Raw genomic sequence first — 26,238 nt, 5'->3', positions numbered from 1 at the left:
AGGGCATTTCAAATGTCTGAACGCCCGATGACCCCGCTTTTGGACCGCGTCCAGCGACCGAGCGATTTGAAGCAGTTTTCCGATGCAGAGCTTACGCATCTGGCGCAGGAATTGCGGAGTGAGACAATTTCTGCGGTTTCAGAGACAGGTGGTCACTTGGGTGCAGGGCTTGGCGTTGTTGAGCTGACCGTCGCGCTGCACGCCATTTTCAGCACGCCCAAGGACAAGATTATCTGGGACGTGGGGCACCAATGTTACCCCCATAAAATCCTGACAGAGCGCCGTGATCGCATTCGTACATTGCGGATGAAGGACGGGCTCAGCGGGTTCACCAAACGCTCCGAGAGCGTCTATGACCCCTTCGGTGCGGCGCATAGCTCGACCTCTATTTCTGCCGCGCTCGGCTTTGCCGTTGCGCGTGATCTGGGCGGTGAATGTGCTGGCGGTCTTGGGGATGCGGTTGCTGTTATCGGAGATGGCTCCATCAGCGCTGGCATGGCGTTTGAGGCGATGAACAACGCGGGTCATCTTAAGAAACGCATGTTCGTGATCCTCAATGATAATGAGATGAGCATCGCGCCCCCTGTTGGCGCGCTGTCCTCTTACCTCAGCCGCCTTTACGCGGAAGAGCCGTTCCAGGATCTAAAAACCGCCGCCAAAGGCGCGGTGAGTTTGCTGCCAGAACCGTTCCGCGAGGGCGCGAAACGCGCCAAGGATATGCTCAAGGGCATGGCTGTCGGTGGTACGCTGTTTGAGCAACTTGGTTTTTCTTATCTCGGCCCGATCGATGGTCATGATATGGACCAACTGCTGCCTGTGCTGCGCACCGTTCATGCGCGCGCGACAGGGCCAGTGCTGATCCATGTGCTCACCAAAAAGGGCAAGGGATATGCCCCTGCTGAGCGTGCGCGCGACAAGGGCCATGCGACGGCCAAGTTCGATGTTGTTACGGGCGAGCAGAAAAAGGCGCCGTCCAACGCACCAAGCTACACGAATGTTTTCGCGCAAAGCCTGCTGAAAGAGGCCGCTGCGGACGACAAAATCTGCGCGGTGACGGCTGCGATGCCTGATGGAACTGGCCTCAACCTATTTGCAGAGCGCTACCCGAGCCGTTGTTTTGATGTGGCTATCGCCGAACAGCACGGCGTGACCTTTTCCGCCGCGCTTGCGGCTGGCGGGATGAAGCCGTTCTGCACCATGTATTCGACCTTCCTGCAACGAGGTTACGATCAGGTCGTTCATGACGTCGCGATTCAGCGCTTGCCTGTGCGTTTCGCGATTGATCGCGCGGGTCTCGTTGGCGCGGATGGCGCGACCCACGCAGGCGCGTTTGATACCGCCTTCCTTAGCAATCTGCCGGGCTTTACGGTCATGGCCGCTGCGGATGAGGCCGAACTGGTCCATATGGTTGCCACTGCCGTTGCGCATGACGCTGGCCCAATCGCTTTCCGTTTCCCACGCGGCGAAGGGGTTGGCGTTGATCTGCCAGAAAAAGGTGTGCCGCTAGAAATTGGCAAGGGCCGTATGATCCGCGAGGGCAAAGGCGTTGCGATCCTATCGTTCGGCACGCGCCTGAAAGAGGTCGAGGATGCCTGCGATGCGCTCGCGGCAAAAGGCATAACGCCGACGATCGCAGATGCACGTTTTGCCAAGCCGCTTGATCGCGATTTGATCCTGCAACTCGCCGCAGATCACGAGGCGCTGATCACGATTGAAGAAGGCGCTGTTGGCGGTTTTGGCAGCCATGTTGCCCAGCTCTTGGCGGAGGAGGGGGTGTTCGACACGGGTCTCAAGTTCCGCTCTATGGTTTTGCCCGATATCTTTATCGACCAAGCCAGCCCGCGCGATATGTATAAGGTCGCGGCGCTCAATAGTGAGGACATTGAAGCCAAGGTTCTCAGCGTGCTGGGCATCGCGCAAATCGCAAGCAAAAAGGCATGAGTTTCACGCTGATAGACCTGCCCGCAGGCTTTCACGACGATCCCTACCCACACTACGCTTGGCTGCGTGACGAAGCCCCTGTTTGCGCGCAACCCGACGGGACATTTGTTGTCTCGCGTTATGCTGATCTTGATATGATCTACCGCGATACGAAGCGATTTATCTCTGACAAAAAGAAGGTCTTCGCGCCGAAATTTGGTACCGACGCACCGCTTTATGAGCATCACACCACGTCCTTGGTGTTTAACGACCCACCGCTGCACACGCGGGTGCGCAAGATCATGGTTGGTGCCATGAACCCGCGTGCCTTGGCCTCGATGGAGCCTGGGCTGATAACTCTGGTCGATAGCTTGCTCGACGAAATGCAAGACCATCAAGAGGTCGATCTGATCGAGGCCTTCGCAGGCGCGATCCCGATAGAGGTCATCGGCAATCTCTTCAATATCCCGCGCAATGAACGCGGTCCCTTGCGAGATTGGTCGCTTGCCATTCTCGGCGCGCTGGAACCTGCTTTGACGCCAGAGCAAGAAGCGATTGGGAACAAAGCGGTGCTCGATTTCGTTGAATTCCTGAAGGAGATCGTCGCGGACAGACGTAAGAACCCCGGCGATCCGCAGACGGACGTTCTGACCCGTTTGATCGAAAGCGAAGAAGGCCAGCTTAGCCCTGTTGAGCTCTATCAGAACTGCATTTTTATTCTGAACGCTGGGCATGAGACGACGACAAATCTGATCGGCAACGCGCTCTGGCTTTTGCACGATGATCGCGAGGCGCGTGCGCGTTTGATTGCAGAGCCAAAGCTCATCACGCCCGCCGTCGATGAATTCCTGCGCATGGAAAGCCCGAACCAATTTGGCAACCGTCTGACCACAGAGGATATGACCCTGCACGGCACCCATATTCCTGCTGGTACGGACCTGCACATGTGCATTGGCGCGGCCAATCGCGATGCGGCGCAGTTCGCCAATCCTGATGCGCTGCAACTGGATCGTCGCCCTAACAAACATCTTGCCTTTGCGGGAGGCGCGCATACCTGCGTTGGCCTTACGCTCGCGCGGATGGAAGGGCGGATCGCGGTTGGAAAATTCCTTGAACGCTTTCCAGATTATGAAATCACCCAAGGCGCAAAACGTGCGGGCCGCATTCGCTTTCGTGGGTTTTCAAGGCTGCCAGCACGCTTGAGTTAGACAGAAAGGATCGCCCCATGTTGTGTCGTATCGGAGACGTCGAAGTTTGGCGCATTCTGGAATCCAACGATCCTTTCAAAACGCCAGAAGAGCTTTTTCCAAACGCTGGCGCAGATGTGCGCGATATTATTGAGCGTCATGTTTCGGGCGCTTGCTGCGCGCAGTCGGGCAAGCTGATCTTGCCGGTGCAGGGGTTTCTGCTAAAGACGCCCGATCACTTGATCCTCGTGGATGCTTGCGTTGGGAACGACAAAACCGTGCCGAGCACGCCTGATTGGCATCAACGCAAAGGCACGCGGTTCATGGACTCGCTCGCGGCGGCTGGCGCGGATGTTGCTGACGTGGACTATGTGCTGTGCACGCATCTTCACACGGATCACGTGGGTTGGAACACGCGGCTAGTCGATGGGCGCTGGGTGCCGACCTTTCCAAATGCGAAATACATGTTGCCCGAAGCGGATGACGATTTCTTTAGTGAGCATGCCGAAGTGCTCTACTCTGAAAGCGTGTCGCCTGTGGTCGAGGCTGGGCAATCAGAGCGCGTCAGCGCGGGGCATATGCTGGGCGATTATGTCTCGCTTATCCCGACGCCGGGCCACACGCCGGGGCATGTGTCTGTGCTGATTAAAAGCGGTGATGCAGAGGCGGTAATAACTGGCGATGCTATTCACACAACCGCGCAACTCGCGCATCCGGAATGGCATTTCAAATATGACATGGACGGGGATCAGGCCGAGGCCTCGCGCCGCGCCTTGTTGGGAAACGCTGCTGAGCGCAATCAGCGCGTGCTCGGAAGTCATTTCGCTTTGCCCTCTTTGGAGCGCATCCGCGCCAAGGGCGATGCATTTGAATGGGACGCAGATTAAGTTCAAGTTTTTTCCAAGGATTGACCTATCCCCCGCGTCCAAAGACCATAATGCGCATGAACACGAGTGAAACAGAGCTGGCTTTGGCCGCAGCGGGCGGGGATGCAGAGGCATTCGCGCTGCTGCTTGAGCGATCCTACGATCGCCTGTTTGGGCTTTGCTTTCGCTTGATGGGATCGCAATTCGAAGCGGAAGACCTTTGCCAGGATATTTGTGCGGCGCTGCCTGCAAAACTCGCGCGGTTTGAAGGGGGCGCTGCTTTTTCAACATGGCTCTACCGCGTTGCGGTGAATGCGGCCCATGATCGCCGCCGCCGCGCTGCGACACGCGCGAAGGCCGCGAGCGGTTGGGGCGATTGGGAAATGAACCGCACTGAAGTGAACAAAGAACAGGCCGAGGCGCTGGATTGGCTGATGCAGGCGATTGGTGGCCTTCCCGACGATTTGCGCGACACGATTGCGCTGGTGATGGATGACCTCAATCACCGCGAGGTCGGCGAGGTTCTGGGCATATCAGAGGGCACGGTGAGTTGGCGCATGAGCGAAGTGAAAAAACACCTAAAGGCGATAAAGGAGAGCGAGCAATGAGCGACGATCTGGACGATCTCAAGCGCGCCTTTAGTGCCGTTACTCCAGCGCCTGATGCTAAGAAGCGCGCAGAAAATATTGCGCTGGCCAAAGAAAACTTCGCGACCCTCCAAGGATCGCGCGATGAGCCACGTCCTATTGTAGATGCCCCGAAAATGGGCGGTTTTGCAAAAGGACTACATGCTATGTTTGATGCTCTGACTTCCAAAGCGGGCTTGACCGCGACAACGGCGCTGGCAGCTTTTGGCCTCGTGATGATGACACCCGTGATGCGCGATGGGCTGCCTGACATGATGTCGCCCGAACCCACGGTGCTGATGGAGGCACCTGTTGTTCTCGAAGAAATCGCGGTGGAGCAATCCGCAGACTCTGCTGTTGGCGCGTTGGTACAAGAAGCGGTGCCGATGCCATCGCCAGCGCCGCGGATGATGGCGAAAACTGAAAGCCGCGTGCGCATGGCCCCTGCCGCTGGAATGGTTGCCGATGCGCCAATGATTATTGCGGAGGCAGACACGGAGGCATTCGCAAATGCACCCGAGAATTCGCTGAAACTCACGTCCGAAGAGCCTGTTTCAACCTTTTCCGTCGATGTGGACACGGCGAGTTATTCGATCGTGCGATCCTCTTTGATGAATGGTCACATGCCGCCCAAGCAGGCTGTGCGTGTCGAAGAAATGGTGAACTATTTCCCCTATGATTACGCGGCACCTGATGCGGGGGCCTTTGCCACATCGCTCGCGATGATGCAGACGCCGTGGAATGAAAATACGCGGCTACTGCGCATCGCGATTCAAGGTGAAATGCCAGAGGTCGAGGCGCGCCCGCCGCTTAATTTGGTGTTCTTGATTGATACATCCGGCTCGATGAACCAGCCGAACAAACTACCGCTGCTTAAGCAATCCTTACGCCTTATGCTCGGGCAGCTTCGCCCTGAAGATCAGGTCGCGATTGTCGCCTATGCAGGGAGCGCGGGTCAGGTTTTGAAACCCACCGCGGCAAGCGAGCGGGACACGATCCTCGGCGCGCTTGATAATCTTGCGGCAGGTGGCGGCACCAACGGTCAGGCGGGCTTGCAACAGGCTTATGCGCTCGCGAAGAGCATGCAGGAAGACGGCGAAGTGAGCCGTGTGTTGCTGGCCACAGACGGAGACTTCAATGTCGGCCTCAACGATCCTGAGGCTCTGAAAGATTACATCGCGGATAAGCGCGAGAGCGGTACGTACCTGTCTGTTCTCGGCTTTGGGCGCGGCAATCTGGACGATGCAACGATGCAGGCGCTGGCGCAGAACGGGAATGGTCAGGCGAGCTATATTGATAGTCTGCCAGAGGCGCAGAAGGTGCTCGTGGATCAACTCACTGGCGCGCTGTTCCCGATTGCGAGCGATGTGAAAGTGCAGATGGAATTCAATCCTGCGACCGTCTCTGAATACCGTTTGATCGGCTATGAAACACGTACGCTGGCGCGCGAAGATTTCAACAATGACAAGGTCGATGCAGGTGATATCGGCGCGGGGCATCAGGTGACGGCGCTTTATGAAATCACGCCAGCTGGCAGCCCTACGCAAATTGATGCGTTGCGTTATGGCGAAGCCGTTGAGGGTGGAAGCGCGGATGAGCTTGGCTATCTCAAGCTGCGTTATAAATCGCCGGGCGAGAGTGAAAGCCAGCTTCTTGAGCAACCCATTTTGACGGGTTTGGAGGCGGATTCTGAATTGCAGTTCGCGGCGTCAATCGCAGGCTTTGGCGAATTGCTTCGCGGTAGTATGCGCCTAGGGGATTGGTCTTATGAAGATGCAGTAGCCAGCGCGACAGCAGGCCGTGGCGAGGACGTTTTCGGCTATCGTGCAGAAGCGATCCGCCTGATGCGCCTCGCTGCGTCGATCAATCAGTAGACACAAAAAAGGCCCGAGTGGGAGGAGCTCGGGCCTTTCTCTTAGACTTTAGTTAACTGCTTTTGCGTCAACTACGTCCTTTTCCACACTTCCAGCGCGGGCAATTTCGATCTGGCGCGGTTTCAGCGCTTCGGGCACTTCTTGCGTCAAATCAATGTGCAGCATGCCATCCTCATGGCTCGCGCCGACGACGCGGACATGGTCGGCTAGATGGAAGCGTCGCTCAAAAGCCCGTGTCGCGATACCGCGATGTAGATAGTTGCGCTCAGCCTCTTCATCCGCTTTGCGGGCAGAGATAAATAGCGCGCCTTCTTTCACTTCCACGGACAGATCAGCGTCGGAGAAACCTGCGACAGCAATTGAAATGCGATAGTCGTCGTCAGAGGTCTTTTCGATGTTGTAAGGGGGATATGTGTTTGCATTGACATCCTTGGACATCACGCGGTCCATCATGTCGGCAATTTGGTCAAAACCAATAGTTGTACGGTGCATAGGTGCAAAGTCAAAAGTTCTCATGGGTCATCCTCACTTGAGCAATAACAATATGTTGACGGCCCTCCCATCAGGGACGGACCAAGATACACAGCCCATCATTGGCGCTGTGATGTTAGTGATTTGGGAAGGCGGAACTGGGGTTTCAAGACCCTAGCAGTGGATCAATCCCCAACGCGCACAAAACGTGCCTGCGATGTCTGACGATCATCCTTGTTGCCCACACGCAAACGCTTTTCAGCGCTCAAGCGCCGTACAGGCTTGTTTCGTATGGTGCGTTTAAGTGCATCAACACGGGGCCCAAGCTCCATGCCGTAGGCCACTTGCTTGCCATTCCATTTGCCAATTGCAGAGGTCATGGACAGAATCCGATACCTGCTCCCTTCGCGAACGAAAACTGCGGACCCAGATGAGCCGAAAGTCACATCACAATCCATCACAAACAAACCCTTGTTGCGATTGAGAATGTTGCATTGCCGTTGCCATGACATACGTTCTGTGCGCCCTCGTCCGTAGGAAACGACGCTGATAGGGCCGTCAACCACGCCACCAGAATGGATCGCAAAGGGGGCAGCTATGGAGGTCGGGACTGGATCATCCAAGAGAATTAGGGCGATGTCCGAGACAATTTTCGAGCGGGAAAAACGCGCCTCGCTTTCATAGTTTGGATCAACCACGACCCGATAACCACGCCGCTTTGCAAGAGATTTATCATCAGTGAGCGCAGCGAGGAAAATCAGATCCTTTGCGTCGTAGCGCTCGTTGGTGTTCCGGTTGAAAACACAATGCGCCGCGGTAAGGATCAGGTCAGGTGCAATCAAGGTTGCACTACAAAACCCGTTTGGATTGTCCAAGCGACCGACAGCTTCTAGCCCCAAGAAATCATCCCGCTGCTTGAGCGACGTCAATGAGGTGCTTTGCCCTGCATCAATCGAAAATGGCGCAAAGAGGAGCGAAGCTAAAAGCAATATCCGTTTCATGGCTTAACAAACTTAGCGCCAGAAATCGTGCGCCCCTCTGCTATCGCGGCTTTGCGGCTTTCGTTGCTTCCCGCAACGCTGAACCGTCCTCGGCCCGCGGCAAGTTCTGCACGCAATCGCGCTAACGGTCCCTCTAAGGCGGTTCCAAGGGACACTGGAATCCCTTTTACTTCAGCCTTCGCGGACACAACGGACACAATTTTTGCGACGTCATTCTCGATGCTGAAAATCGGGGCACCGGATGAGCCAAAATTTACGTCGCAGGACATGACAAGAACGCCCTTTTGACGTGCCATTACGTGACAGAGTTTTTGCAGTGATGGTGCCTCAGAGCGATCAAGCGCGTAAGAGACGACGCCAATCTCATCGCCCTTCGCCGGGCGTTGGGCAGTCTCAAATGGCATGACTTCGGTATTGCGGATTGGTCGATCCAGCTCGATCAAAGCTAAATCGTTGCGCACGCGCTCTGTGGTGGCGGAGCCATCATAAAGATAGTCAGGGTGCACAACTGCGCGGCGCACATGACGATAAGCCGAAGCACGCCCATCCCGCCAGCCTGCGCGAAACTCGATTGTTTTGTGATCAACGCGCGCACCTGTTGCGCGATCGAATAAGCAATGCGCTGCCGTAAGTACGAGATCAGGGGCAATCAAAGCACCTGTGCAAAAGCCTTTGCCCGCAACATCAAGGCGCCCAACGGCTTCCCATCCTCGCGAGTCATCGCCAGTGTTAAGACGCTTTAGTCCGCTAGATTGCGCGTTTGCGCCGCCGGACAAGGCCAAAGCCCAAAAGATCAAAAATGTGATCCGCGTCATGCCGTCTCCAATATGTTTCACATCGAATAGAAAGCCGATGCGGCAACAATAAGGCATTTAGCGCAAAATTGGGATTTCTCTCTTTTCTCGCGCGCAGTCCATCTTCGCAGGGCGAGGACCTCCTGTGGCCCAGTCCAAAAGTTCAACAGTGTGAACGACAGGCACAGGCGCGCTTGATCCGATTTGCATCATGCATCCAATGTTGCCCGCCGCGATGACGTCAGGCTGTTTTTCCATTAAGGTCTGAACCTTGCGATCTTTTAATTCAGAGGAGATTTCCGGCTGCATCAGATTGTAAGTTCCAGCCGAACCACAGCATAAGTGACTGTCCTTAGGTTCAACCACAGTAAAGCCTGCTGTTCTTAGTAAATCCTTTGGCGCGCTTTTGATCTGTTGGCCATGCTGAAGCGAGCAAGCAGCATGATAGGCCACAACCAATTCTGGTGCGCCGCCTTGCGGTAGGTCTAGCGCTTTGAGGACTTCGCTTACATCTTTTGCAATGCGTGATACGCGTTTAGCATCGGCTTCTAGCGCGTGCCCTGCAAACATATGCCCATAGTCTTTTACCGTCGTGCCACATCCAGAGGTGTTGATCACAATTGCATCCAATCCTCCGTCATCAATCTCAGTGCACCAGGCTTTTATGTTTCGTTCAGCCGTTGCATGGCTTTCGTTCTGTTTACCCATGTGATGGGTGAGCGCGCCGCAGCATCCTTGCCCGTCAGGAATTACAACTTCGCAGCCAAGCCGTGTGAGCAAGCGAATTGTTGCATCGTTAATATCTGTATCCAGCGCACGCTGCGCACAGCCCGTCATAAGCGCAACACGCATTTTGCGCTCTGACAATGGGCCAAAGCTCTGCGGATCATCGTTTCTACTGACGGGGGGCACTTGTTTCGGGGCCATTTCAATCATTGCCCGCAAGCGCTTGTCGGGGATTAGTTTAACAAACGGACGCGCGATTTTCGCACCTAACAGAGCAAGGCGAAAACGAGTCGGGTAGGGTAAAATTCGGGCAAGCACCCAACGCAACAGGCGTTCGCCGATTGGGCGTTTGTAGTTTTCTTCAATGTAATTTCGCGCATGATCCACGAGATGCATGTAGTGAACGCCAGATGGGCAGGTGCTCATACAAGCGAGGCAACTCAGGCAGCGATCAATATGTCCGACGGTTTTTGCGTCTGGCATACGGCCTGTTTCAAGCATGTCCTTGATCAGATAAATGCGGCCGCGCGGGCTATCTAATTCGTCACCCAACACTTGGTAGGTTGGGCAAGTCGCCGTGCAAAACCCACAATGCACGCAGGAACGCAGGATCTTGTTCGAATGTTGGATCGCCGGGTCTTGTAGCTGCGCTTCGGTGAATTCGGTTCTCATGCGATGGCTCCCATCAGTCCGGGATTGAAGAGGCCTTTAGGATCAAACCGCATGCGTAGCCCTGCGCTGATTTTTGCGACTGGGGCTGGCTCGGGGTGAAATCGGCCAAGCTGTTCAAAGCTTTTTGCATCAGCGCGAACAAGCGTCGCATGCCCTGCAACATCCATCTTTGCCCGCACATCAAACCCGCGCGGCATCTGCGCCCAAATCAGTCCGCCACCCCAATCTAGCAATTTTCTTTGCGGTTGTAGGGCAGCCACCAATTGCGGTGCATCGCTTGGCCTTACTGATATGCGCCAAAGATCGTAATCTTGGTTGGCTAGATCACGAATGTCGCGGATATTGTTCCAAAGCGTGGTGCATTTCGCTTGATCGTCGATGAAGCTGACATCGCCAAATCGTTTCAATACCTTGATCAATTCCGCACCGCGATACCGCACAGAGGGCTCAAACCCTTCAAGGCGAAGCAGCACTTGGCCTTCGTCCGAGTATGTGGCTCCGGACACATCATAGGGCGAGGCAAATGCAGCTGACATTGCCTGTATCGCTTGCTTAATGTCTTGCGTGGGCAGCGCTAGGGTAGCTTGCATTTCTACTTTGGGCAAAACCTTGAACGAGACTTCGCTCAATACGCCCAACACGCCATGCGCGCCGCTCATCAGTTTGACGAGATCGTAGCCGGTAACGTTCTTCATAACGCGTCCACCGTTCTTAATGATCTGTCCTTGGCCATCAACAAAGCGAACTCCCAACATAAAGTCGCGGCAAGCCCCAACCGAAATGCGACGCGGTCCAGACGCGTTGTTTGCCATAACGCCACCAATTGTGCTTGATCCAGTGGTTCCCAAAGCTGCGCGCATATCGGCAGGCTCAAAAGCAAGACGTTGGTTTTCAGTCGCAAGCACGGCTTCAATCTCGTCGAGCGTTGTTCCCGCACGCGCAACCATCGTCAGCGCGCTAGGATCATACAGTGTGATGCCAGTAATGCCATGTGTCTCCAGCTGCTCGACGGCTTGGATGCCTCGCAACCGCGTGCCGCCACCGCGAATAGCCATAGGCGCGTGCGCGTCGCAGATTATTTCGGCCAATTCGGCTTCACTTGTGGGTTTCATCTTCTTTGGTCCCTAAATATCTCGGGGTACGGGGCAGAGCCCCGCTTATCCTTCGGCTCGCAAGGTGTTGCGACGTGTCTCTGATGCCGCAAGTGGAAAGACCTTCGCGGCATTCAAAAGCCACTTCGGATCGAACACATCCTTCACTGCCATTTGTGCTTCAAGATCAGCGGGTTCGTATTGGTGATCCATCAAGTCGCGCTTTTCGATGCCCACACCATGTTCACCCGTGAGGCAACCACCTGCTTCGACGCAAAGCTTTAAAATCTCTGCACCAAGCGCTTCGCATTTCTCCAGCTCGCCGTCCTCGTTTGCGTTGTAAAGAATAAGTGGGTGCATATTCCCATCACCGGCATGAAACACGTTGCCGACATCAAGGCCGAATTCCTCGGATAATTCACCAATGCGACGCAACACCATCGGCAGGGAGGAGACCGGAATTGTGCCATCAAGGCACATATAGTCGTTGATTTGGCCCATCGCTCCAAAGGCGCTTTTGCGGCCAAGCCAGATGCGTGTGGCCTCATCCGCGTCACGTGCTTCTCGAAATTCAACGGGATTATGTTGATCCGCAATCTCGCGGATCAATGCCAATTGCGCGCTGATCTCCGGTTCTGAACCTTCGACTTCGATGATCAGTAAGGATTCGCACAATGGGTATCCAGCTTTTGCATAGTCTTCGACAACTTCGATGACGCGGCGGTCCATGAATTCGATCGCAACGGGTAAAACGCCTGCTTTGATTATGTCCGACACACAAGCCCCTGCGACTTCGTTGCTGTCAAACCCAACGAGAACAGGGCGCGCACCTTCGGGTTTGTGCAAAATGCGCAAAGTTGCTTCGGTCACAACACCAAGCTGGCCCTCGGATCCGCAAACGACTCCCAGTAGATCAAGCCCACCGCTATCCAAAAATGCGCCGCCAATCTCCACCACTTCCCCATCCATCATGACCATTGTGACACCAAGCAGATTGTTTGTTGTCACCCCGTACTTCAAACAGTGTGCGCCGCCAGAATTCATTGCGATGTTCCCTGCGATAGCGCAAGCAAGCTGGCTGGATGGATCAGGCGCGTAAAAGAAGCCTTCTTCTTCAACCGCGCCAGAAACGCTCAGATTTGTGCGCCCTGTCTGAACGCGGATCACACGGTTTGGATAGTCCGTTTCAAGGACGTCATTCATTCGCGCGACGCCTAGAATAACGCTGTCCGCCGTGGGCAAAGCTCCGCCAGCAAGCGATGTGCCTGCGCCGCGCGGAACTACGGGAACATCCATCTCATGGCAGATGCGCAAAACGTCCGAGACCTCTTGTGTGTTGCGCGGTAAGACTGCCAACAAGGGAGGGCATTTGTACGCGGTCAATGCATCGCACTCATAGGCGCGTGTTTCGACCTCATCTTGGATCACGGCGTCTTCCGGCAGGACCTCTCGCAAGCGCGATACAAGTTCTGCTTTGCGTGATAACACGCGTGGATCGGGTCGGGGCATATCCATAAAGATCATCCTTCGAGGTATTGGTAATAAAATATAACCAATTTAAAGAATTGGCAAGCTGACTCTAGAAAGCCTATGACAGAGCATGGATTTATTGGACCGCCTTTCTCTGTTCTCGGAACTTGACTACATCGCAATTGGAGTGCTGTTCGCGCTTTGGGCTTTGATCGGTTGGCGCATCGAAAACCCTTCTGCGAAACATGCGTCAGTAAGCGTTTTGATGGCCGAGTATCGACGCGAATGGATGCGCCAGATGATCACCCGCGATCCCCGAATTTTCGACGCGACGATCTTAGGTAACTTGAGACAGGGCACGGCGTTTTTTGCGTCGGCGAGTATGATCTCAATTGGCGGGGTTCTTGCCCTCGTAGGCAATACTGAGCGCCTTATAGGCATTGCAGATGACCTCACGCTAAGCCGCGATCCAAACATTGTTTGGGAAGTAAAGCTAATGGTGACGCTGTTTTTTGTAACCAACGCGTTCTTGAAGTTTGTTTGGTCCAATCGGCTGTTTGGATATTGCGCGGTTGTCATGTCATCCGTTCCTAACGAAATAGATGATCCCGCGTGCATGCCACGGGCAATGCAGGCGGGTGAAATCAATGTGACAGCTGCAAGAAGCTTTAACCGAGGTCTGCGCTCTGTCTATTTCGGGCTTGCATCCGCTGCTTGGCTCGCTGGCCCGATTGCCCTCGCTTTGGCAACAATGGTGACGTGTTTGGTGCTTTGGCGCCGTGAATTTGCTTCGCAGTCACGAAACGTGTTGCTCTCTGGCGACGCTCACGGTGCTTGACGCGCTTGTGATTGCCAGAATCGCGCGCTGCACTTTAGACGGTAGTCATGAGAAAACTATCAATCCTATTCGTCGCGGCATTCCTCGCAGTTCCCGCATATGCTGAACCTCCAAAGGTGGTTAAGGCTGTCGCGCATTCCACCGGAATGGGTTGGAACTTTGACGTGACGCTAGAGCATCCTGACACAGGATGGGACCACTACGCGGACGGTTGGGAAATCGTAACAGGCGATGGCGAAATTCTTGGCACACGTATTTTGCACCACCCGCATGTGGAGGAACAACCCTTCACTCGCACATTGCGTCATGTGATGGTGCCTGATGGGACACGCGAAGTATTCCTTCGTGTTAAGTGTTCGGCAGATGGTTGGAAAGACAGCGGATATAAAGTAACGCTAGAGCGTTAACGGCGTCCTTCACGCAGCCACGCTGCGAGAATAAATCCAGCAGCCAACAGCAAGACGAGCCATGCTGGCAATAGCGCTGTCTGGCGCACCTGTAGAGTTTCATAGGCATTGCGCGGAGTTATTCCAAGCCAGCCGCGCCCCGCTGCTGGACGACCTTCGCGAACGTTCCTTATTGCAGGTACTCCGCCCTGTAGCCTGTGAACCCCTCCGCGTGTCGCATCGATAGCGGCTTCGAGAAGTGCGGGGGTTGCAATTGTTTGTTCAAATTCGCGAGGTGCGGCTGGACCAAGTCCAATAACGGTCTCGTGTTGATCGTCCTTCAAACGGTATAACCCGATTTCCCCGCCCGTGTGTTGCGCTTCAAATCGACCGGGGGCCGTCTGCTGTAGAGCAATTTCAACGTCTTGACCATCAGGTGAAGTAACGATCACAGGCGCAGCTTGCTCGTTCAAAGTGCGGCGAATGATCCGCATGGATTGACCCGTCGCTTCTGCCATGAGCGCATCCTCTTCAAGCTCTGGCTCGCCCATCATCCAATGCGCAAGGCGGCGCAGCAATTCAAGCTGCGGACCGCCGCCTTCAAAACCTCGGTTCCAAAGCCACGCATGATCTGAGGCAAGCATGGCAACTCTGCCGTCGCCAACGCGGTTCAAGATCAGCAACGGACGCTCATCAATGCCTGTCATCAACACATCGCCAGAGTCGGCCTCGACTTCGATTTGGCGCATCCAGCGTCCCCAGTTTTCAGCATTGGGCAAACCAGCGGTTACTGGGTGACGAGACCCTGTTTCGCTGACTTTGGGGCGATAGCCTTGCTCCAAAACGCGTGCGCTAGGCGTGGCAGGGAGAATTTGGGATAGGGGAGAGCGGAAAATGCTGTCGGCAGAGGCAAAATCAGGACCAGCAGCAACGAGAACCGCACCCCCGCCTTCCACATACCGCGCGACGTTATCCAGATAGAGCGATGGCAAAATACCTCGCCTTTTGTAGCGATCGAAAATGATCAAATCAAAGTCTTCAATCTTTTCCAAGAACAACTCTCGCGTTGGAAAGGCGATTAAGGATAGCTCTGAGACTGGTACGCCATCTTGCTTTTCTGGTGGGCGCAAAATTGTGAAATGGACGAGATCAACAGAGCTGTCTGACTTAAGAAGATTGCGCCAAGTTCGGCCGCCGGGATGCGGTTCACCTGATACCAGCAAAACACGCAGGCGGTCGCGCACACCGTTCATCTGGATTAACGCAGTGTTGTTGCGCGCGGTTAGTTCTCCATCAGCTTCTGGGACAGAGAATTGCAGAACATTGCGCCCGCCGTGCGGCAGCGTAATAGGCAGTTTGATCTCTGCGTCGATGGGCACTTCAAAGCGTTGAGGAGTCGCGCCATCGATCGAAATGTCCAGCGGGGCAAAGCCAGAGCTATTGGGCGCTGCTCCCATGTCCTCGATCTTTAACGTCAATGTGACAGGCTCACCCAAGATCGCAAACGCGGGGGCATTGCTAACGCTTAGACGTCGATCCCAATCGTTTGTTTTTCCTGTTAAAAGCAAATGTAACGGCGCTGGTATGTTCGGTGCACGCTCAAGGTCGTGCAAGCGCCCGTCACTTAAAAGAAAAACGCCAGCGATCCGCGATTGCGGAAGTTCCGCGAGCGTGTCGCTCAAAACGCTCATGAGCTGCGTACCGCCGTCTCCTTCTCCATCAGGAACGCTGGCGCGCACAATTTGAATGCCGTCGCGAGCGCTAAGAATACCCTCTAGCGTTTCGGTTGCGTCGCTTGTTACTTCAGCGCGTTCTGCAAGGTTCTGAGATGCGCTTTCATCGCTTATCAAAACCACAATATCATCTAGGTCGCCGCGTTCCTCTCTCTGAAGGTTTGGTCCTGCAAGAGCCGCGAGAATGATAAGGCCTGCAAAGCCGCGAAGCCACGCGCCGGAAAGACGTCGCCAAAGCGCAATTATGAGGCCAGAAGCAACAATCACCGCTGCGGCAATCAGAAAAGGCATCGGAACCAGTGGGTCAAAGACAATTGTTTGTATCATTGGCCCAACCTGTCGAGCAACGCAGGCACATGGACCTGATCAGATTTGTAGTTTCCAGTCAGGACATGCATCACAAGGTTTACACCAAAGCGGTATGACAGTTCGCGTTGACGTTCACCTGCAAAACCCCGCCCAATCGGGAATAGGGAGCTGCCCCGTCGATCCATCGCCCACGCGGACGCCCAATCATTGCCACCAATGACGACAGGGCTGACGCCGTCATTGAGGTTGCGAAAGGGCATGCCTTCAACACGTTCTGCATTCTTTGGCGCGGCTTCAACCCAGATATCCCGAGCTTGGTGGCGACCTGGAAAATCTTGGAGCAAATAGAATGTCCGTGTGAGAACATGATCATCTGGCAAAGGCTCCAACGGGGGGATGTCCAATGGTGCGGCGAGGGCTTGGAGTTTGCGCCCGTTCGGGCTTGATGCGCCAAAGCGGGCAATGTCGGCGTCTCGTGTGTCAAACAAGATCATCCCACCAGAGCGCAAATAAGTGTTTAGTTTGGAATAAGCGTTCGCAGACGGAGTTGGCTGATCTGGCGTGATGGGCCAATAGAGCAGCGGGAAAAAGGCAAGATCGTCGGTTTCAAGGTCTACGCCAAGCGGGTCCGTCGGTTCGATCGAGGTTCGAAAAAAGAGGGTCTGTGATAACCCGTGAAGCCCTGCTTTCGCGACGCGATCAATCTCGCTGTTTCGGGTGATCACATGCCCGAGTACCAGTTCAGAGGATGCGCGCAGGGCAAAGCTATCCTCTTGAGCATCAACTGGTGCGCTTAAGGCTACAAGCGCGCAAATCGCAGCCATTGCTCCGCGCAGGCGGCCCGAAAGGGCGAGCGACACGACGATGTCGATCATCAAAAGAGCCAAGGCTAAGCCAAGCAAGATACCCGCTAGCGGTGTTTCTGGCTGTGTTTGCATTGATCGAATATCGGTTCCAATGGGCCATTCCGCCTGTGCAAGTTCAGTTTCTGAGCCTATCACGTTGCGTGCGATACGTCGCTTTTTCCCTTCATAAAGACCGGGTCGCAGATTTGGGCCAAGCGGATCGGAAAGCAATTGCTCTCCTGCAACGCCGGTCAGGGCATCGGCATCAGAAATGCGCGCAAACCCATCCATCACCCGCACGGGTTGCCAAATAGTGCCGTCCAAGTCACTGGCGCCAGGGCTACCCGCCAACGAAGAAACAGCGAGCCTGTCCAACATATCTACAAAAAGACCAGACAACGGCAGGCTTGACCATTCGGCATTTGCCGTGATGTGGAACAAAACGATTTGACCCTCGCCAAGTGGCTTGCGCGTGACCAAAGGTGTGCCGTCACTCAGGCGCGCAATGACGCGTGCGGCAAGCGTTGGATCAGGCTGCGCCATGACCTGAGAGCTAACGGTCACATCGCTATAAATCGGCAATCCGAAAAAGGGGCTATCTTCGGAAAAGGGTGCAAGTACTTTGGGGGTTCCCCAGCTCATCGCGCCACCGACCGTGCGTCCGCCTTCCCGCAAGCGCACAGGCATCAATGTATCTTCCTGAGAGCGGCTGATATCACTGGCCGCAAGGCGTGGGCCCGCAAAGCGCACGAGCAATCCACCATCCTCAACCCATTGCGTTAGAGCATCTTCTTCGTTCGGTGCAAGCGAGGCGACATCGGCCAGCACAACGACATCGGGCGAGGCGGGCAATACATCTAGCAAGCTGCCTTCAAGCAACTCTGCGTTAGGTTCCAGCGCTTGCCGCAGATAATGCAACGGCGAAAGCAACTCCAAACCCTCGCGGTCTTCGCGGCCCGCGATAAGGGCAACTTCACGGTGACGTAGGCTGTCATCGGAAAGCGAAACGGCACCAGCGGATCGCGCGCCTGCAATTGTAAAGTGGGTTATGCGTGCGCGTAGCTCGGAAGGCAGAGAAACCTCGGCAATCGCGGACTTCGCGCCGTTCTCAAACCGAATTTCGGCGGATTCTAAAATTCGCGGCGCGCCCAGCGGATCTTTACCATGGACCTCGACTTGAATGTTGCGTGCGGGGCCCGCGATGTTGCGGCGCGCTTCCAAAATGGTCAGTCCGCTTTCGAACCGAGCCGGGGCGCTCACTACGATTTCGCTTTGGTTTGTGAATACCCGCAACGCGCCCTTTCTTTCAAACAGCGCGACAAGATCAGCGCGCGCGCCGCGCTTTAGATCATCTGAAAGCCAAAGCGTATCAAAGCTTGTTTCAGGCAAGAGCGGTTCAATCGCTGCCGCCGTTTGACTTGGCTCCCAAGGACTGGGGTTTAGACCTGCGAGGGTGCTCTTGACGACATTTGCTGATTGGAACGTAATTTGTTGGGGCGCGCTTAGGTTTAGGATTGCTGTGGGCCTTTCCGCGCGCGCGGCGTCGGTCAAAATGCGATCCAGCAAATTCATGCGCTCGGGCCAATCCAAAGCACTCGCCCAACTGGAATCCATCGCGATCAGCAAAGGGCCTTTCCCTATCTCTTCATCGCGTGGGTTTAGCACTGGTCCAGCCAAGCCAATGATCAGCGCGGCCATGGCGAGCATGCGTAACAACATAAGCCACCAAGGCGTCCGATCGCTCACCTGCTCGTCATCTTTGAGCCCAAGTAAAAGCGAGACTCCGGGAAATATTCTTTTGATCGGCGCAGGCGGAACGGCCCGCAAAATGATCCACAAAATGGGCAGAGCCGCCAGCGCCAAAAGCAACCAAGGTGAAGTGAACCCAATTGCACCAATCATGCGGCTCGTCCCAGCGCGTTATAGAGCCAAAGCAAAGCGGATTGCGCTGGCGCAGCGGTGTGATGGGTTGAGAATTGCCATCCAGTCGTTGCGCATAGATGGCGAAGTTCTTCTTTACGCGCGGCGAGTTTTTCCAGATATTTTTCCTTAAGATCACTCGCTTTTAGGGTCTCGAAACGTAGCGTTTTACCTGCACTCTCGAATATTGTTCTGCCCTGAAAAGGAAAACTCTCTTCAGCAGGGTCAAGGACTTGCAGCAACGCTCCGCGCACACCGCGATCTGCCGCTTTGGTCAACGCCGCTGTGATGCCGTCCATATCGCCCATGAAATCCGAAACAAATAGCGCCCGGGCATGGGGCAACATTGCCCGCGCATCGGGGGTTCCGTAATCTGGTGCTTGGTCTTTGGCGAAGTGCTCTGACAATCTTAAGATCTGAGCGCGCCCGCGTCTTGGCGGCAAATCCGTACCAGTTATACCGACGCGTTCGCCACCTCGGATAAGCAGGATCGCACTCGCAAGCGCAATCAAACGCGCGCGGTCTGATTTGTTGGGTAGCGTCTTGTCACTGGAAAAGCGCATAGAGGCCGACGCATCGACCCAGAGCATAACGCTTTGCGCGACTTGCCATTCGCGTTCGCGCACGAATTGCTGATCTGATCGGGCCGAGCGACGCCAATCAATCATTCGACGGCTGTCGCCCGCTTGCACCGGGCGGTACTGCCAGAAATCATCCCCCATTCCAGCGTGTCGTCGACCATGTTCACCCAGCAAAATAGTTCCCGCCAATTGCTCTGCGCGCGCTAAAAGCGTCGGCAGGCGAGAGGCTTCTTGTTCGGCCTCTAAACGGAGAGCGCGAGGCTGGGTCACGCAGCAGCGACCTTTGTGCCTGTCAACTCACGCGCAGTGCTTTGAATGAGTTCAGATAGACTGTCGCCGCGCGCACGCGCTGCGAAGTTTAGCGCCATGCGGTGACTTAGCACAGGCTCTGCCATATCAAGCACGTCCTCGGGGGAGGGGGCTAGACGACCGTCCAAAAGCGCCTTTGCGCGCACTGTTAACATCAAGGCTTGCGCTGCACGCGGACCGGGCCCCCAAGCGACTGTTTCCTTGACGCGCTCATTGGCATCGGTCTCATCGGGTCGAAATGCGCGCACAAGATCAAGGATCATTTCAACAACGCTTTCGCCAACAGGCATTCGGCGCAAGAGAGTTTGCGCTGCGAGCAACTCGTCCGTCGTAAAGACAGCATGGGCCTGCTCTTCGCTAACACCTGTCGTCGCGATCAAAATGTCGCGCTCTGTGTCACGGTCCGGATAGGGGACATCGATTTGGACCAAAAAGCGATCGAGTTGAGCTTCGGGCAAGGGGTAGGTGCCTTCTTGCTCAATCGGGTTTTGCGTTGCGAGAACATGAAATGGCGCAGCAAGAGCGCGATCCTCACCCGCGACAGTGACAATCTTTTCCTGCATCGCTTGAAGCAGAGCGGATTGGGTGCGGGGTGAAGCACGGTTGATTTCGTCCGCCATAAGAAGCTGACAGAAAATTGGCCCCTCAATGAACTTGAACGCGCGGCTTCCGTCATTGCCAGTTTCCAGAACTTCAGAACCGAGAATATCCGCTGGCATCAAGTCAGGCGTAAATTGTACACGGTTGCCCTGTAGGCCCATAACAGTGGAGAGCGTTTCCACAAGGCGGGTTTTGCCAAGGCCTGGCAATCCGATCAGCAGAGCATGACCGCCGCAAAGCAACGCCGAGAGGGTCAGATCAATAACGCGCTCCTGCCCGATGAAGCGCCGTGATATCGACGCCTTAGCACTGGCTAAACGCTCGCCCAGCAATTCGATGTCGTTAACTAGATCTTCTGCGCTGGACATGACAACTCTCCCTTGAACTCTAACCGTGATGCTATGAGACTAGGGCGCGGAGGACAAATAGCAAAACCATGGTTGGACAAAATATCGTGACACCAGACGCCGCAGGCATCGCCGCATCTGCTAAAGCTGCCGCTAAGGGCAAGGGATTGCCCCCTGTTCACCTATGGAATCCGCCATTTTGCGGCGATCTGGACATGCAGATCAAACGCGATGGCACATGGTTCTACATGGGTACGCCGATCGGCAGATTTGAGCTGGTGAAGCTGTTTTCATCCATTTTGAAGATGGAAGACGGCAAGTATTTCCTTGTGACGCCTGTCGAAAAGGTCGGAATCGAGGTCGAAGACGCACCTTTTGTGGCCGTGGACTTTGAAGTTTCGGGCGATGATCTGACGTTTGAAACCCATGTTGGCGATTTTGTAACCGCAGGCCCAGAGCATCCGATCCGCGTCGTGCGCGATCCTGAAACGGGTGAGCCTTCGCCCTATGTCATGGTCCGCGCGGGGCTTGAGGCATTGATTGATCGCAAGAGTTTCTATCGTTTGGTCGATATTGGTGAGCATCATGATGGCTGGTACGGGCTGTGGTCGAACGGCGTGTTCTTTCAGATCATTCCGTCTGTTGAACTTGAAATGTAGAGGGCGTGAAATCACTCTCCTTACACCATTCGTGGAAAACTAGATTTCATCCTCACTCGAATTTTTTTCGAAAAGAAGTTTTAGGATGTCGATAATCACAAAAGGAACAGACACTAGCAATATTGCGACGGCCGATTCCAAATTGATGATTCCAACTAAATAGCCAACCCCGAGCAGCACGACGACCAGTCCGACATAGTGGACAAAACTCCATAAGGCTTCAGTAATACGTCGTTTTTTCACCCTATCCGCTCCTTGGTTTCGCTTCGAAAGAAAGTCCCTCGAGAGGAGTTGAATTCGGTTTCCTAAAAGTTACCATCTTCCCACGCTTTTAGGAAACGTTTTGGCGCTTGCCCACGCCAGACGGAACGCAGCCGCGCTTCGGCCCAGCCTTCATCGATGCGGCCTGCTGCCACGAGGATCAGATTGTGGGATTCGTAGTGTTTGTGGTAAATGAACGTTTCTGGATCAGCCGCGCGCAGCATATCGCGCTCTTCCTTGTCGCATTTGAAGAGCGCTGCTTCGACATAGGGGCTCCACCAGACCCAGAGTTTCTCGTGCGCTTTGAGAACTTCGTTGCCCCAGCTTGTGGTTTCTTCGACCTTCGGTAGCCCCAAGGAGAGCGCGAAGGCTTTCATTTGGGGCCAGTCGTTTATCATTAATGCGCCTCGGCCCAATTCGCGCCTTGGCCCGCGTCCACAATCAGCGGTACGTCGAGTTTGACCACAGGTTCTGCCGCGCCTTCCATGACCTCTTTGGCCGTCGCGATAAGCTGATTCTGCGCGCCCTCTTCGACCTCGAACAAGAGTTCATCGTGAACTTGTAGCAACATCTTGGCGGGCTGATCTGCGATTGCATCCGGCATGCGGATCATCGCGCGGCGGATGATGTCGGCGGCGGTGCCTTGGATCGGCGCGTTGATCGCGGCGCGTTTGGCGAAACCTGCGTGTGGACCTTTTGCAGAGATGTTCGGCGTGTGAATCACGCGGCCAAAAAGCGTTTCGACGCGGTCGTGTTCTTTGGCGAATTTCACCGTGTCATCCATGTATTCTTTGATGCCGGGGAAGCGTTCGAAATAGCGGTCGATGAACCCCTGCGCTTCAGCGCGGGGAATGCGCAGATTACGGGCAAGGCCGAAACCAGAGATGCCGTAGATGACGCCAAAGTTGATCGCTTTGGCCTGACGGCGCACGTCTGGTGTCATCTCGTCCAGCGGTACATCGAACATCTCAGAGGCGGTCATCGCGTGGATGTCATGGCCATCGCGGAAGGCTTGTTTCAGGCTGTCGATGTCGGCGATATGCGCGAGGATGCGCAGCTCGATCTGCGAATAATCGAGCGCGACAAGGGTCTTGCCCGGCTCTGCAATAAACGCCTCGCGAATGCGGCGGCCTTCCTCGGATCGGATCGGGATGTTTTGCAGGTTTGGATCGGTCGAGGCGAGGCGACCCGTGCTCGCGCCCGCAATGGAATAGGACGTGTGAACACGTCCCGTGTCGGGGTTGATATGATCTTGCAGCGCGTCCGTGTAGGTCGATTTTAGCTTGGACAGTTGACGCCAATCCAGCACACGGCGGGGGAGTTCATGTTCGGTTGCAAGGTCTTCAAGCACATCCGCGCCCGTCGCATATTTGCCAGTCTTACCCTTTTTGCCGCCCTCAAGGCCCATTTCATCGAATAGAACCTCGCCTACTTGCGCGGGGCTACCGACGTTAAAGGGGCGTCCTGCGATTTCGTGGATTTCTGCCTCTAGCCCTGCCATTTTCTGGGCGAAGGAATTGGACATGCGCGAGAGTGTGTCACGATCAACTTTGATGCCGTTGCGCTCCATTTGGGCCAGAACAGGAACCAAAGGCCGCTCCATCGTTTCGTAAACGCGGGTGGTTTTCGCCAAATGAAGTGAAGGTTTAAGGTGTTGCCAAAGGCGCAGGGTGATGTCGGCGTCTTCAGCGGCATAGGCCGTGGCTTGATCAATTGGAACGCGGTCAAAGGTGATCGCCGACTTGCCTGTTCCGAGCAAAGGTTTGATAGGAATTGGCGTATGGTTCAGATAACGTTCCGAAAGCGCGTCCATACCATGATTGTGAAGGCCCGCGTGTTGTGCGTAGGACAACAGCATCGTGTCGTCGATCGGGGCGATGTCGATGCCATATCGCGCGAAGATCTTGGCGTCATACTTCATGTTCTGGCCGATTTTCATCACCGAGGCGTCTTCAAGAAGCGGCTTCAGCGCTGCAACCGCGTCCTCAACACCGATTTGTCCTTCGGCGAGATCGTCAGAGCCAAAAAGATCATCCGTGCCAGCATCTTTGTGGGTCAATGGAATGTAGCAGGCCTTGCCTGCCTCGGTGCAAAGCGAAATGCCAACGAGATCAGCGCGCATGTCGTTGAGCCCTGTGGTTTCCGTATCAACCGCCACATATCCCCGCGCAATGGCGTGGTCGATCCACGGCTGAAGCGCGGCCAGATCGCGCACGCATTCGTATTTCTCTGCATCGAAAGGTGCGGCTTCTGGTGTGTCTAGGGCAACCGGATTTGGTGAATCTTCGATGACAGGCATCTCTGCTCCGAGCGTTTCGGAGACCCGTTTCGTCAAGGTGCGGAATTCCATGCGAGCGAGGAAATCTATCAACTCATCAGCAATAGGTTCGCGCACCTCTAGATCGTCGAGTGTAAATTCCAGCGGCGTTGCGCAGTCCAGTTGAACAAGACGTTTGCTCAGCTCGATCTGCTCGCGGTTGTCGATCAGTGTTTGGCGGCGTTTAGGCTGTTTTATTTCCTCGGCGCGATCCAAAAGTTCTTCGAGGGTGCCGTATTCGTTGATCAGCAAAGCGGCGGTTTTTATTCCAATCCCAGGGGCACCTGGCACGTTGTCAACACTATCGCCAGCAAGGGCCTGAACATCGACGACACGGTCAGGGTAAACACCAAATTTTTCGTGAACCCCGTCGCGATCAATGCGCTTGTTTTTCATCGCGTCGAGCATTTCAACTCCGCCGCCAACCAATTGCATCAGGTCTTTGTCAGAAGAAATAATCGTGCAGCGCCCGCCAGCTTCGCGTGCTTGAACCGCAAGGGTCGCTATGATGTCATCAGCTTCATAGCCCTCGATTTCCTCGCAGGCGATGTTAAACGCTTTCGTTGCTTCCCGTGTAAGGGGCATTTGAGGGCGCAAGTCTTCCGGCATTGCATCGCGATTGGCCTTGTAGAGGTCATACATGTCGTTGCGAAACGTATGGCTGCCCTTGTCGAAAATCACGGCAACATGGGTGACGTCAGTGCCAGAATTGCCTTCGATATAGCGTTGCAACATGTTGCAAAACCCAGCGACAGCTCCGATTGGCAGACCGTCTGATTTTCGGGTCAAAGGCGGCAGCGCGTGATAGGCGCGAAAAATGAAGGCAGAGCCATCAATGAGATGCAAGTGGCATCCTTTTCCAAACCCATCTGACATAACCATCTCCCCTAAAAGCTTAGGCGCAGTCATGCCATGCGCGCGCGCGAGGGGCTAGTCATTTACTGGAGCGTGGGGCTAGGAAAATGAAAAGCCCCGTGCAAAACCGAGTTGCGCGGGGCTTTACCGATCAATTGAGTGGATCGATTATGGAATGGCGCGATCCACTTGAACCAGCGAGATGTCAGCGGCAACCAGTGTGGCCGCAGCGCCAGACACCCGCGCGTAAACATCGCCATCTAGTGAGATCAGCGCGTCAGGACCGTCGGCTGCGACGGTCACGGTTGGCGCGGCTGCTAGATCATATTGTACGACAATCGCATCATCGGCAGGCACGTAATCGGTGATACGCATCTCGCTCGCAGGAGCAACGTCGCCATCAATGTTGAATGTATCAGAACCGTTGCCGCCCTGTGCAATATCGCTGCTTTCAAGGAAAAGCATATCGTCACCCTCGCCACCGATCAGCGTATCGCGCGCCATGTCGTCGATGACAGAGCTTGTGCTAGAGGTGTCAACGCCCGCAAATTCAGGGGCCGCGAATATATCTGCGGCAGTTCCCGTGCTTGCGAGGACTGGGTCTGAGACTTCCAAAGCGCGATATGCATCAAGCATTTCCGCAGTCCAATCAACATCGCCTGATGTGGTCAGATCAAAACTACTGCCACCGCCCATGAGTGTGTCATCCCCGTTGCCGCCGACAACGCTGTCGCTATCGCCGCCACCGACCAATAGGTCATCGCCATCGCCGCCACTTATGGTATCAGCTTCGCCATTGCCAAGAATTTGGTCATTTCCGGTTAAGCCAATAAGTGTGTCCGCGCCGCCATCGCCGCCAATAATGTCGTTCCATTCGCCGCCATCAAGCGAATCCGCACCCGCGTCACCACTCATCAAATCACGTCCAGCGCCGCCCAGCAGCGTGTCGCTGCCCTCGCCACCATGCAGGGTGTCGTCGCTGGATTGGCCTTCCAAAAGATCATCCCCGGCATCGCCAAAGATGAGGTCTGTGCCTCGCGCACCGTTCATAACGTCGTTGCCGTCTCCGCCAATAAGGGTGTCGGCACCAAAATTACCGATGATCGTATCATTCCCTGCGCCACCGTCTTCGTTATCATTGCCATCGCGACCTTCAAGCAAGTCGTCGCCGGCTCCGCCAAGAAGTGTATCGTCATCGGGACCACCGTTTAGGGTGTCATCGCCGCCCAGGCCTTCAAGCAAGTCGTCGCCAACGCGGCCAACAATGAAATCGTCTCCGGAGGTTCCTGAAATCTCATTGTCGAGCAGATTGCCTAGCAAGCCCAATGGTTGTTCTGGGTCGGTATCCGTATCGGTTCCACCGCTTGTTCCTTCGCCAGTCCCATCGCCTGAGCTCGAAGAATTGTCAGAGCTATCGGAGTCGCCTCCACCGTCGAAAACTTCAAAAAGCGCGAAGCCAAGTAATATTGGCAAAAGAATTGAAAGAATAACCATACTGTCCCCCAGACAAATTGAGCGGTCTTTGCTCGAATGTGTCGAAATCATGGCGCCGTTGCGAAGCGGCGACAAGAAAAACGTTA

At 55.0% G+C, this 26,238-nt stretch carries 22 protein-coding genes; 8 read left to right on the top strand and 14 right to left on the bottom strand.

The features are described from left to right. Positions 1-12: 12 nt before the first annotated feature. The 5 genes from dxs to ACRBCU_RS05750 are packed head-to-tail and all read left to right on the top strand — an operon-like array spanning position 13 to position 6,473. Entirely contained in the window at positions 13-1,941 is a 1,929-nt protein-coding gene (gene dxs / locus ACRBCU_RS05770; RefSeq protein WP_431364424.1) for a 1-deoxy-D-xylulose-5-phosphate synthase, read from the top strand. Next, positions 1,938-3,128: a cytochrome P450 gene (locus ACRBCU_RS05765; RefSeq protein WP_431364423.1), complete on the top strand. Its 1,191-nt coding sequence runs from the start codon at positions 1,938-1,940 to the stop codon at positions 3,126-3,128. The genes dxs and ACRBCU_RS05765 overlap by 4 nt, the downstream gene beginning before the upstream one ends. Positions 3,129-3,145: 17 nt before the next feature. Next, a complete protein-coding gene (locus ACRBCU_RS05760; protein WP_431364422.1) occupies positions 3,146-3,994 on the top strand; it encodes an MBL fold metallo-hydrolase in 849 nt (282 codons plus the stop codon). 56 nt (positions 3,995-4,050) lie between these two features. Further along, positions 4,051-4,581: an RNA polymerase sigma factor gene (locus ACRBCU_RS05755; RefSeq protein ID WP_431364421.1), complete on the top strand. Its 531-nt coding sequence runs from the start codon at positions 4,051-4,053 to the stop codon at positions 4,579-4,581. Further along, on the top strand, positions 4,578-6,473 hold the full coding sequence (locus ACRBCU_RS05750; protein ID WP_431364420.1) for a vWA domain-containing protein: 1,896 nt from the start codon (positions 4,578-4,580) through the stop codon (positions 6,471-6,473). The genes ACRBCU_RS05755 and ACRBCU_RS05750 overlap by 4 nt, the downstream gene beginning before the upstream one ends. A 48-nt stretch (positions 6,474-6,521) precedes the next feature. Here ACRBCU_RS05750 and ACRBCU_RS05745 read toward each other — a convergent pair whose 3' ends face one another. The 6 genes from ACRBCU_RS05745 to ACRBCU_RS05720 all read right to left on the bottom strand — a co-directional run bounded on the left by ACRBCU_RS05745 (position 6,522) and on the right by ACRBCU_RS05720 (position 12,743). Continuing rightward, complete coding sequence (locus ACRBCU_RS05745; RefSeq protein ID WP_431364419.1) at positions 6,522-6,989, bottom strand: Hsp20 family protein; 468 nt, start codon at positions 6,987-6,989, stop codon at positions 6,522-6,524. 140 nt (positions 6,990-7,129) lie between these two features. Next, positions 7,130-7,945 (bottom strand): trypsin-like serine peptidase, encoded by an 816-nt coding sequence (locus tag ACRBCU_RS05740; RefSeq protein ID WP_431364418.1) that lies wholly within the window; start codon positions 7,943-7,945, stop codon positions 7,130-7,132. Beyond that, on the bottom strand, positions 7,942-8,760 hold the full coding sequence (locus tag ACRBCU_RS05735) for a trypsin-like serine peptidase (protein ID WP_431364417.1): 819 nt from the start codon (positions 8,758-8,760) through the stop codon (positions 7,942-7,944). Before ACRBCU_RS05735 ends, ACRBCU_RS05740 begins: the two co-directional genes overlap by 4 nt. A 57-nt stretch (positions 8,761-8,817) precedes the next feature. Then, positions 8,818-10,137, bottom strand: coding sequence for a glycolate oxidase subunit GlcF (gene glcF, locus ACRBCU_RS05730; RefSeq protein WP_431364416.1), 1,320 nt, complete (start codon positions 10,135-10,137; stop codon positions 8,818-8,820). Next, positions 10,134-11,249, bottom strand: a complete 1,116-nt coding sequence (locus ACRBCU_RS05725; RefSeq protein WP_431364415.1) for an FAD-binding protein — start codon at positions 11,247-11,249, stop codon at positions 10,134-10,136. Before ACRBCU_RS05725 ends, glcF begins: the two co-directional genes overlap by 4 nt. A gap of 45 nt (positions 11,250-11,294) precedes the next feature. Then, positions 11,295-12,743, bottom strand: a complete 1,449-nt coding sequence (locus ACRBCU_RS05720) for an FAD-linked oxidase C-terminal domain-containing protein (RefSeq protein WP_431364414.1) — start codon at positions 12,741-12,743, stop codon at positions 11,295-11,297. Positions 12,744-12,828: 85 nt separating this feature from the next. Between ACRBCU_RS05720 and ACRBCU_RS05715 the strand changes: the two genes are divergently transcribed. Both ACRBCU_RS05715 and ACRBCU_RS05710 read left to right on the top strand, forming a co-directional pair. After that, positions 12,829-13,536: a DUF599 domain-containing protein gene (locus ACRBCU_RS05715; RefSeq protein ID WP_431364413.1), complete on the top strand. Its 708-nt coding sequence runs from the start codon at positions 12,829-12,831 to the stop codon at positions 13,534-13,536. A gap of 47 nt (positions 13,537-13,583) precedes the next feature. Beyond that, positions 13,584-13,943 (top strand): hypothetical protein, encoded by a 360-nt coding sequence (locus ACRBCU_RS05710; protein ID WP_431364412.1) that lies wholly within the window; start codon positions 13,584-13,586, stop codon positions 13,941-13,943. Here the strand turns inward: ACRBCU_RS05710 and ACRBCU_RS05705 are convergent. From ACRBCU_RS05705 to ACRBCU_RS05690, 4 genes are read right to left on the bottom strand one after another with little or no spacing between them, the layout of a single operon-like run. Beyond that, positions 13,940-15,982, bottom strand: coding sequence for a hypothetical protein (locus tag ACRBCU_RS05705; protein WP_431364411.1), 2,043 nt, complete (start codon positions 15,980-15,982; stop codon positions 13,940-13,942). The genes ACRBCU_RS05710 and ACRBCU_RS05705 overlap by 4 nt on opposite strands. Further along, positions 15,979-18,711, bottom strand: coding sequence for a DUF4159 domain-containing protein (locus ACRBCU_RS05700; protein WP_431364410.1), 2,733 nt, complete (start codon positions 18,709-18,711; stop codon positions 15,979-15,981). Before ACRBCU_RS05700 ends, ACRBCU_RS05705 begins: the two co-directional genes overlap by 4 nt. Next, the gene (locus ACRBCU_RS05695) at positions 18,708-19,580 is read right to left on the bottom strand and encodes a DUF58 domain-containing protein (protein ID WP_431364409.1); all 873 of its coding nucleotides are present in this window, start codon (positions 19,578-19,580) and stop codon (positions 18,708-18,710) included. The genes ACRBCU_RS05700 and ACRBCU_RS05695 overlap by 4 nt, the downstream gene beginning before the upstream one ends. Further along, positions 19,577-20,587, bottom strand: a complete 1,011-nt coding sequence (locus ACRBCU_RS05690; RefSeq protein ID WP_431364408.1) for an AAA family ATPase — start codon at positions 20,585-20,587, stop codon at positions 19,577-19,579. Before ACRBCU_RS05690 ends, ACRBCU_RS05695 begins: the two co-directional genes overlap by 4 nt. 68 nt (positions 20,588-20,655) lie before the next feature. Between ACRBCU_RS05690 and ACRBCU_RS05685 the strand changes: the two genes are divergently transcribed. Next, a complete protein-coding gene (locus ACRBCU_RS05685; RefSeq protein ID WP_431364407.1) occupies positions 20,656-21,225 on the top strand; it encodes a DUF1285 domain-containing protein in 570 nt (189 codons plus the stop codon). Between the two features lie 39 nt (positions 21,226-21,264). Here ACRBCU_RS05685 and ACRBCU_RS05680 read toward each other — a convergent pair whose 3' ends face one another. From ACRBCU_RS05680 to ACRBCU_RS05665, 4 genes are all read right to left on the bottom strand, one after another. Continuing rightward, entirely contained in the window at positions 21,265-21,468 is a 204-nt protein-coding gene (locus ACRBCU_RS05680; RefSeq protein ID WP_431364406.1) for a hypothetical protein, read from the bottom strand. Positions 21,469-21,530: 62 nt separating this feature from the next. Then, positions 21,531-21,884: an MmcQ/YjbR family DNA-binding protein gene (locus ACRBCU_RS05675; protein ID WP_431364405.1), complete on the bottom strand. Its 354-nt coding sequence runs from the start codon at positions 21,882-21,884 to the stop codon at positions 21,531-21,533. Then, entirely contained in the window at positions 21,884-24,679 is a 2,796-nt protein-coding gene (polA, locus tag ACRBCU_RS05670; protein WP_431364404.1) for a DNA polymerase I, read from the bottom strand. The genes ACRBCU_RS05675 and polA overlap by 1 nt, the downstream gene beginning before the upstream one ends. 147 nt (positions 24,680-24,826) lie before the next feature. Beyond that, on the bottom strand, positions 24,827-26,152 hold the full coding sequence (locus ACRBCU_RS05665; RefSeq protein WP_431364403.1) for a calcium-binding protein: 1,326 nt from the start codon (positions 26,150-26,152) through the stop codon (positions 24,827-24,829). Positions 26,153-26,238: the final 86 nt, after the last annotated feature.

The organism is Planktotalea sp. (assembly GCF_050633725.1).
Lineage (GTDB): Bacteria > Pseudomonadota > Alphaproteobacteria > Rhodobacterales > Rhodobacteraceae > Planktotalea.
The sequence above is the reverse complement of the archived record's forward strand: the minus strand, read 5'-3'. Positions and strand labels throughout refer to the sequence as shown.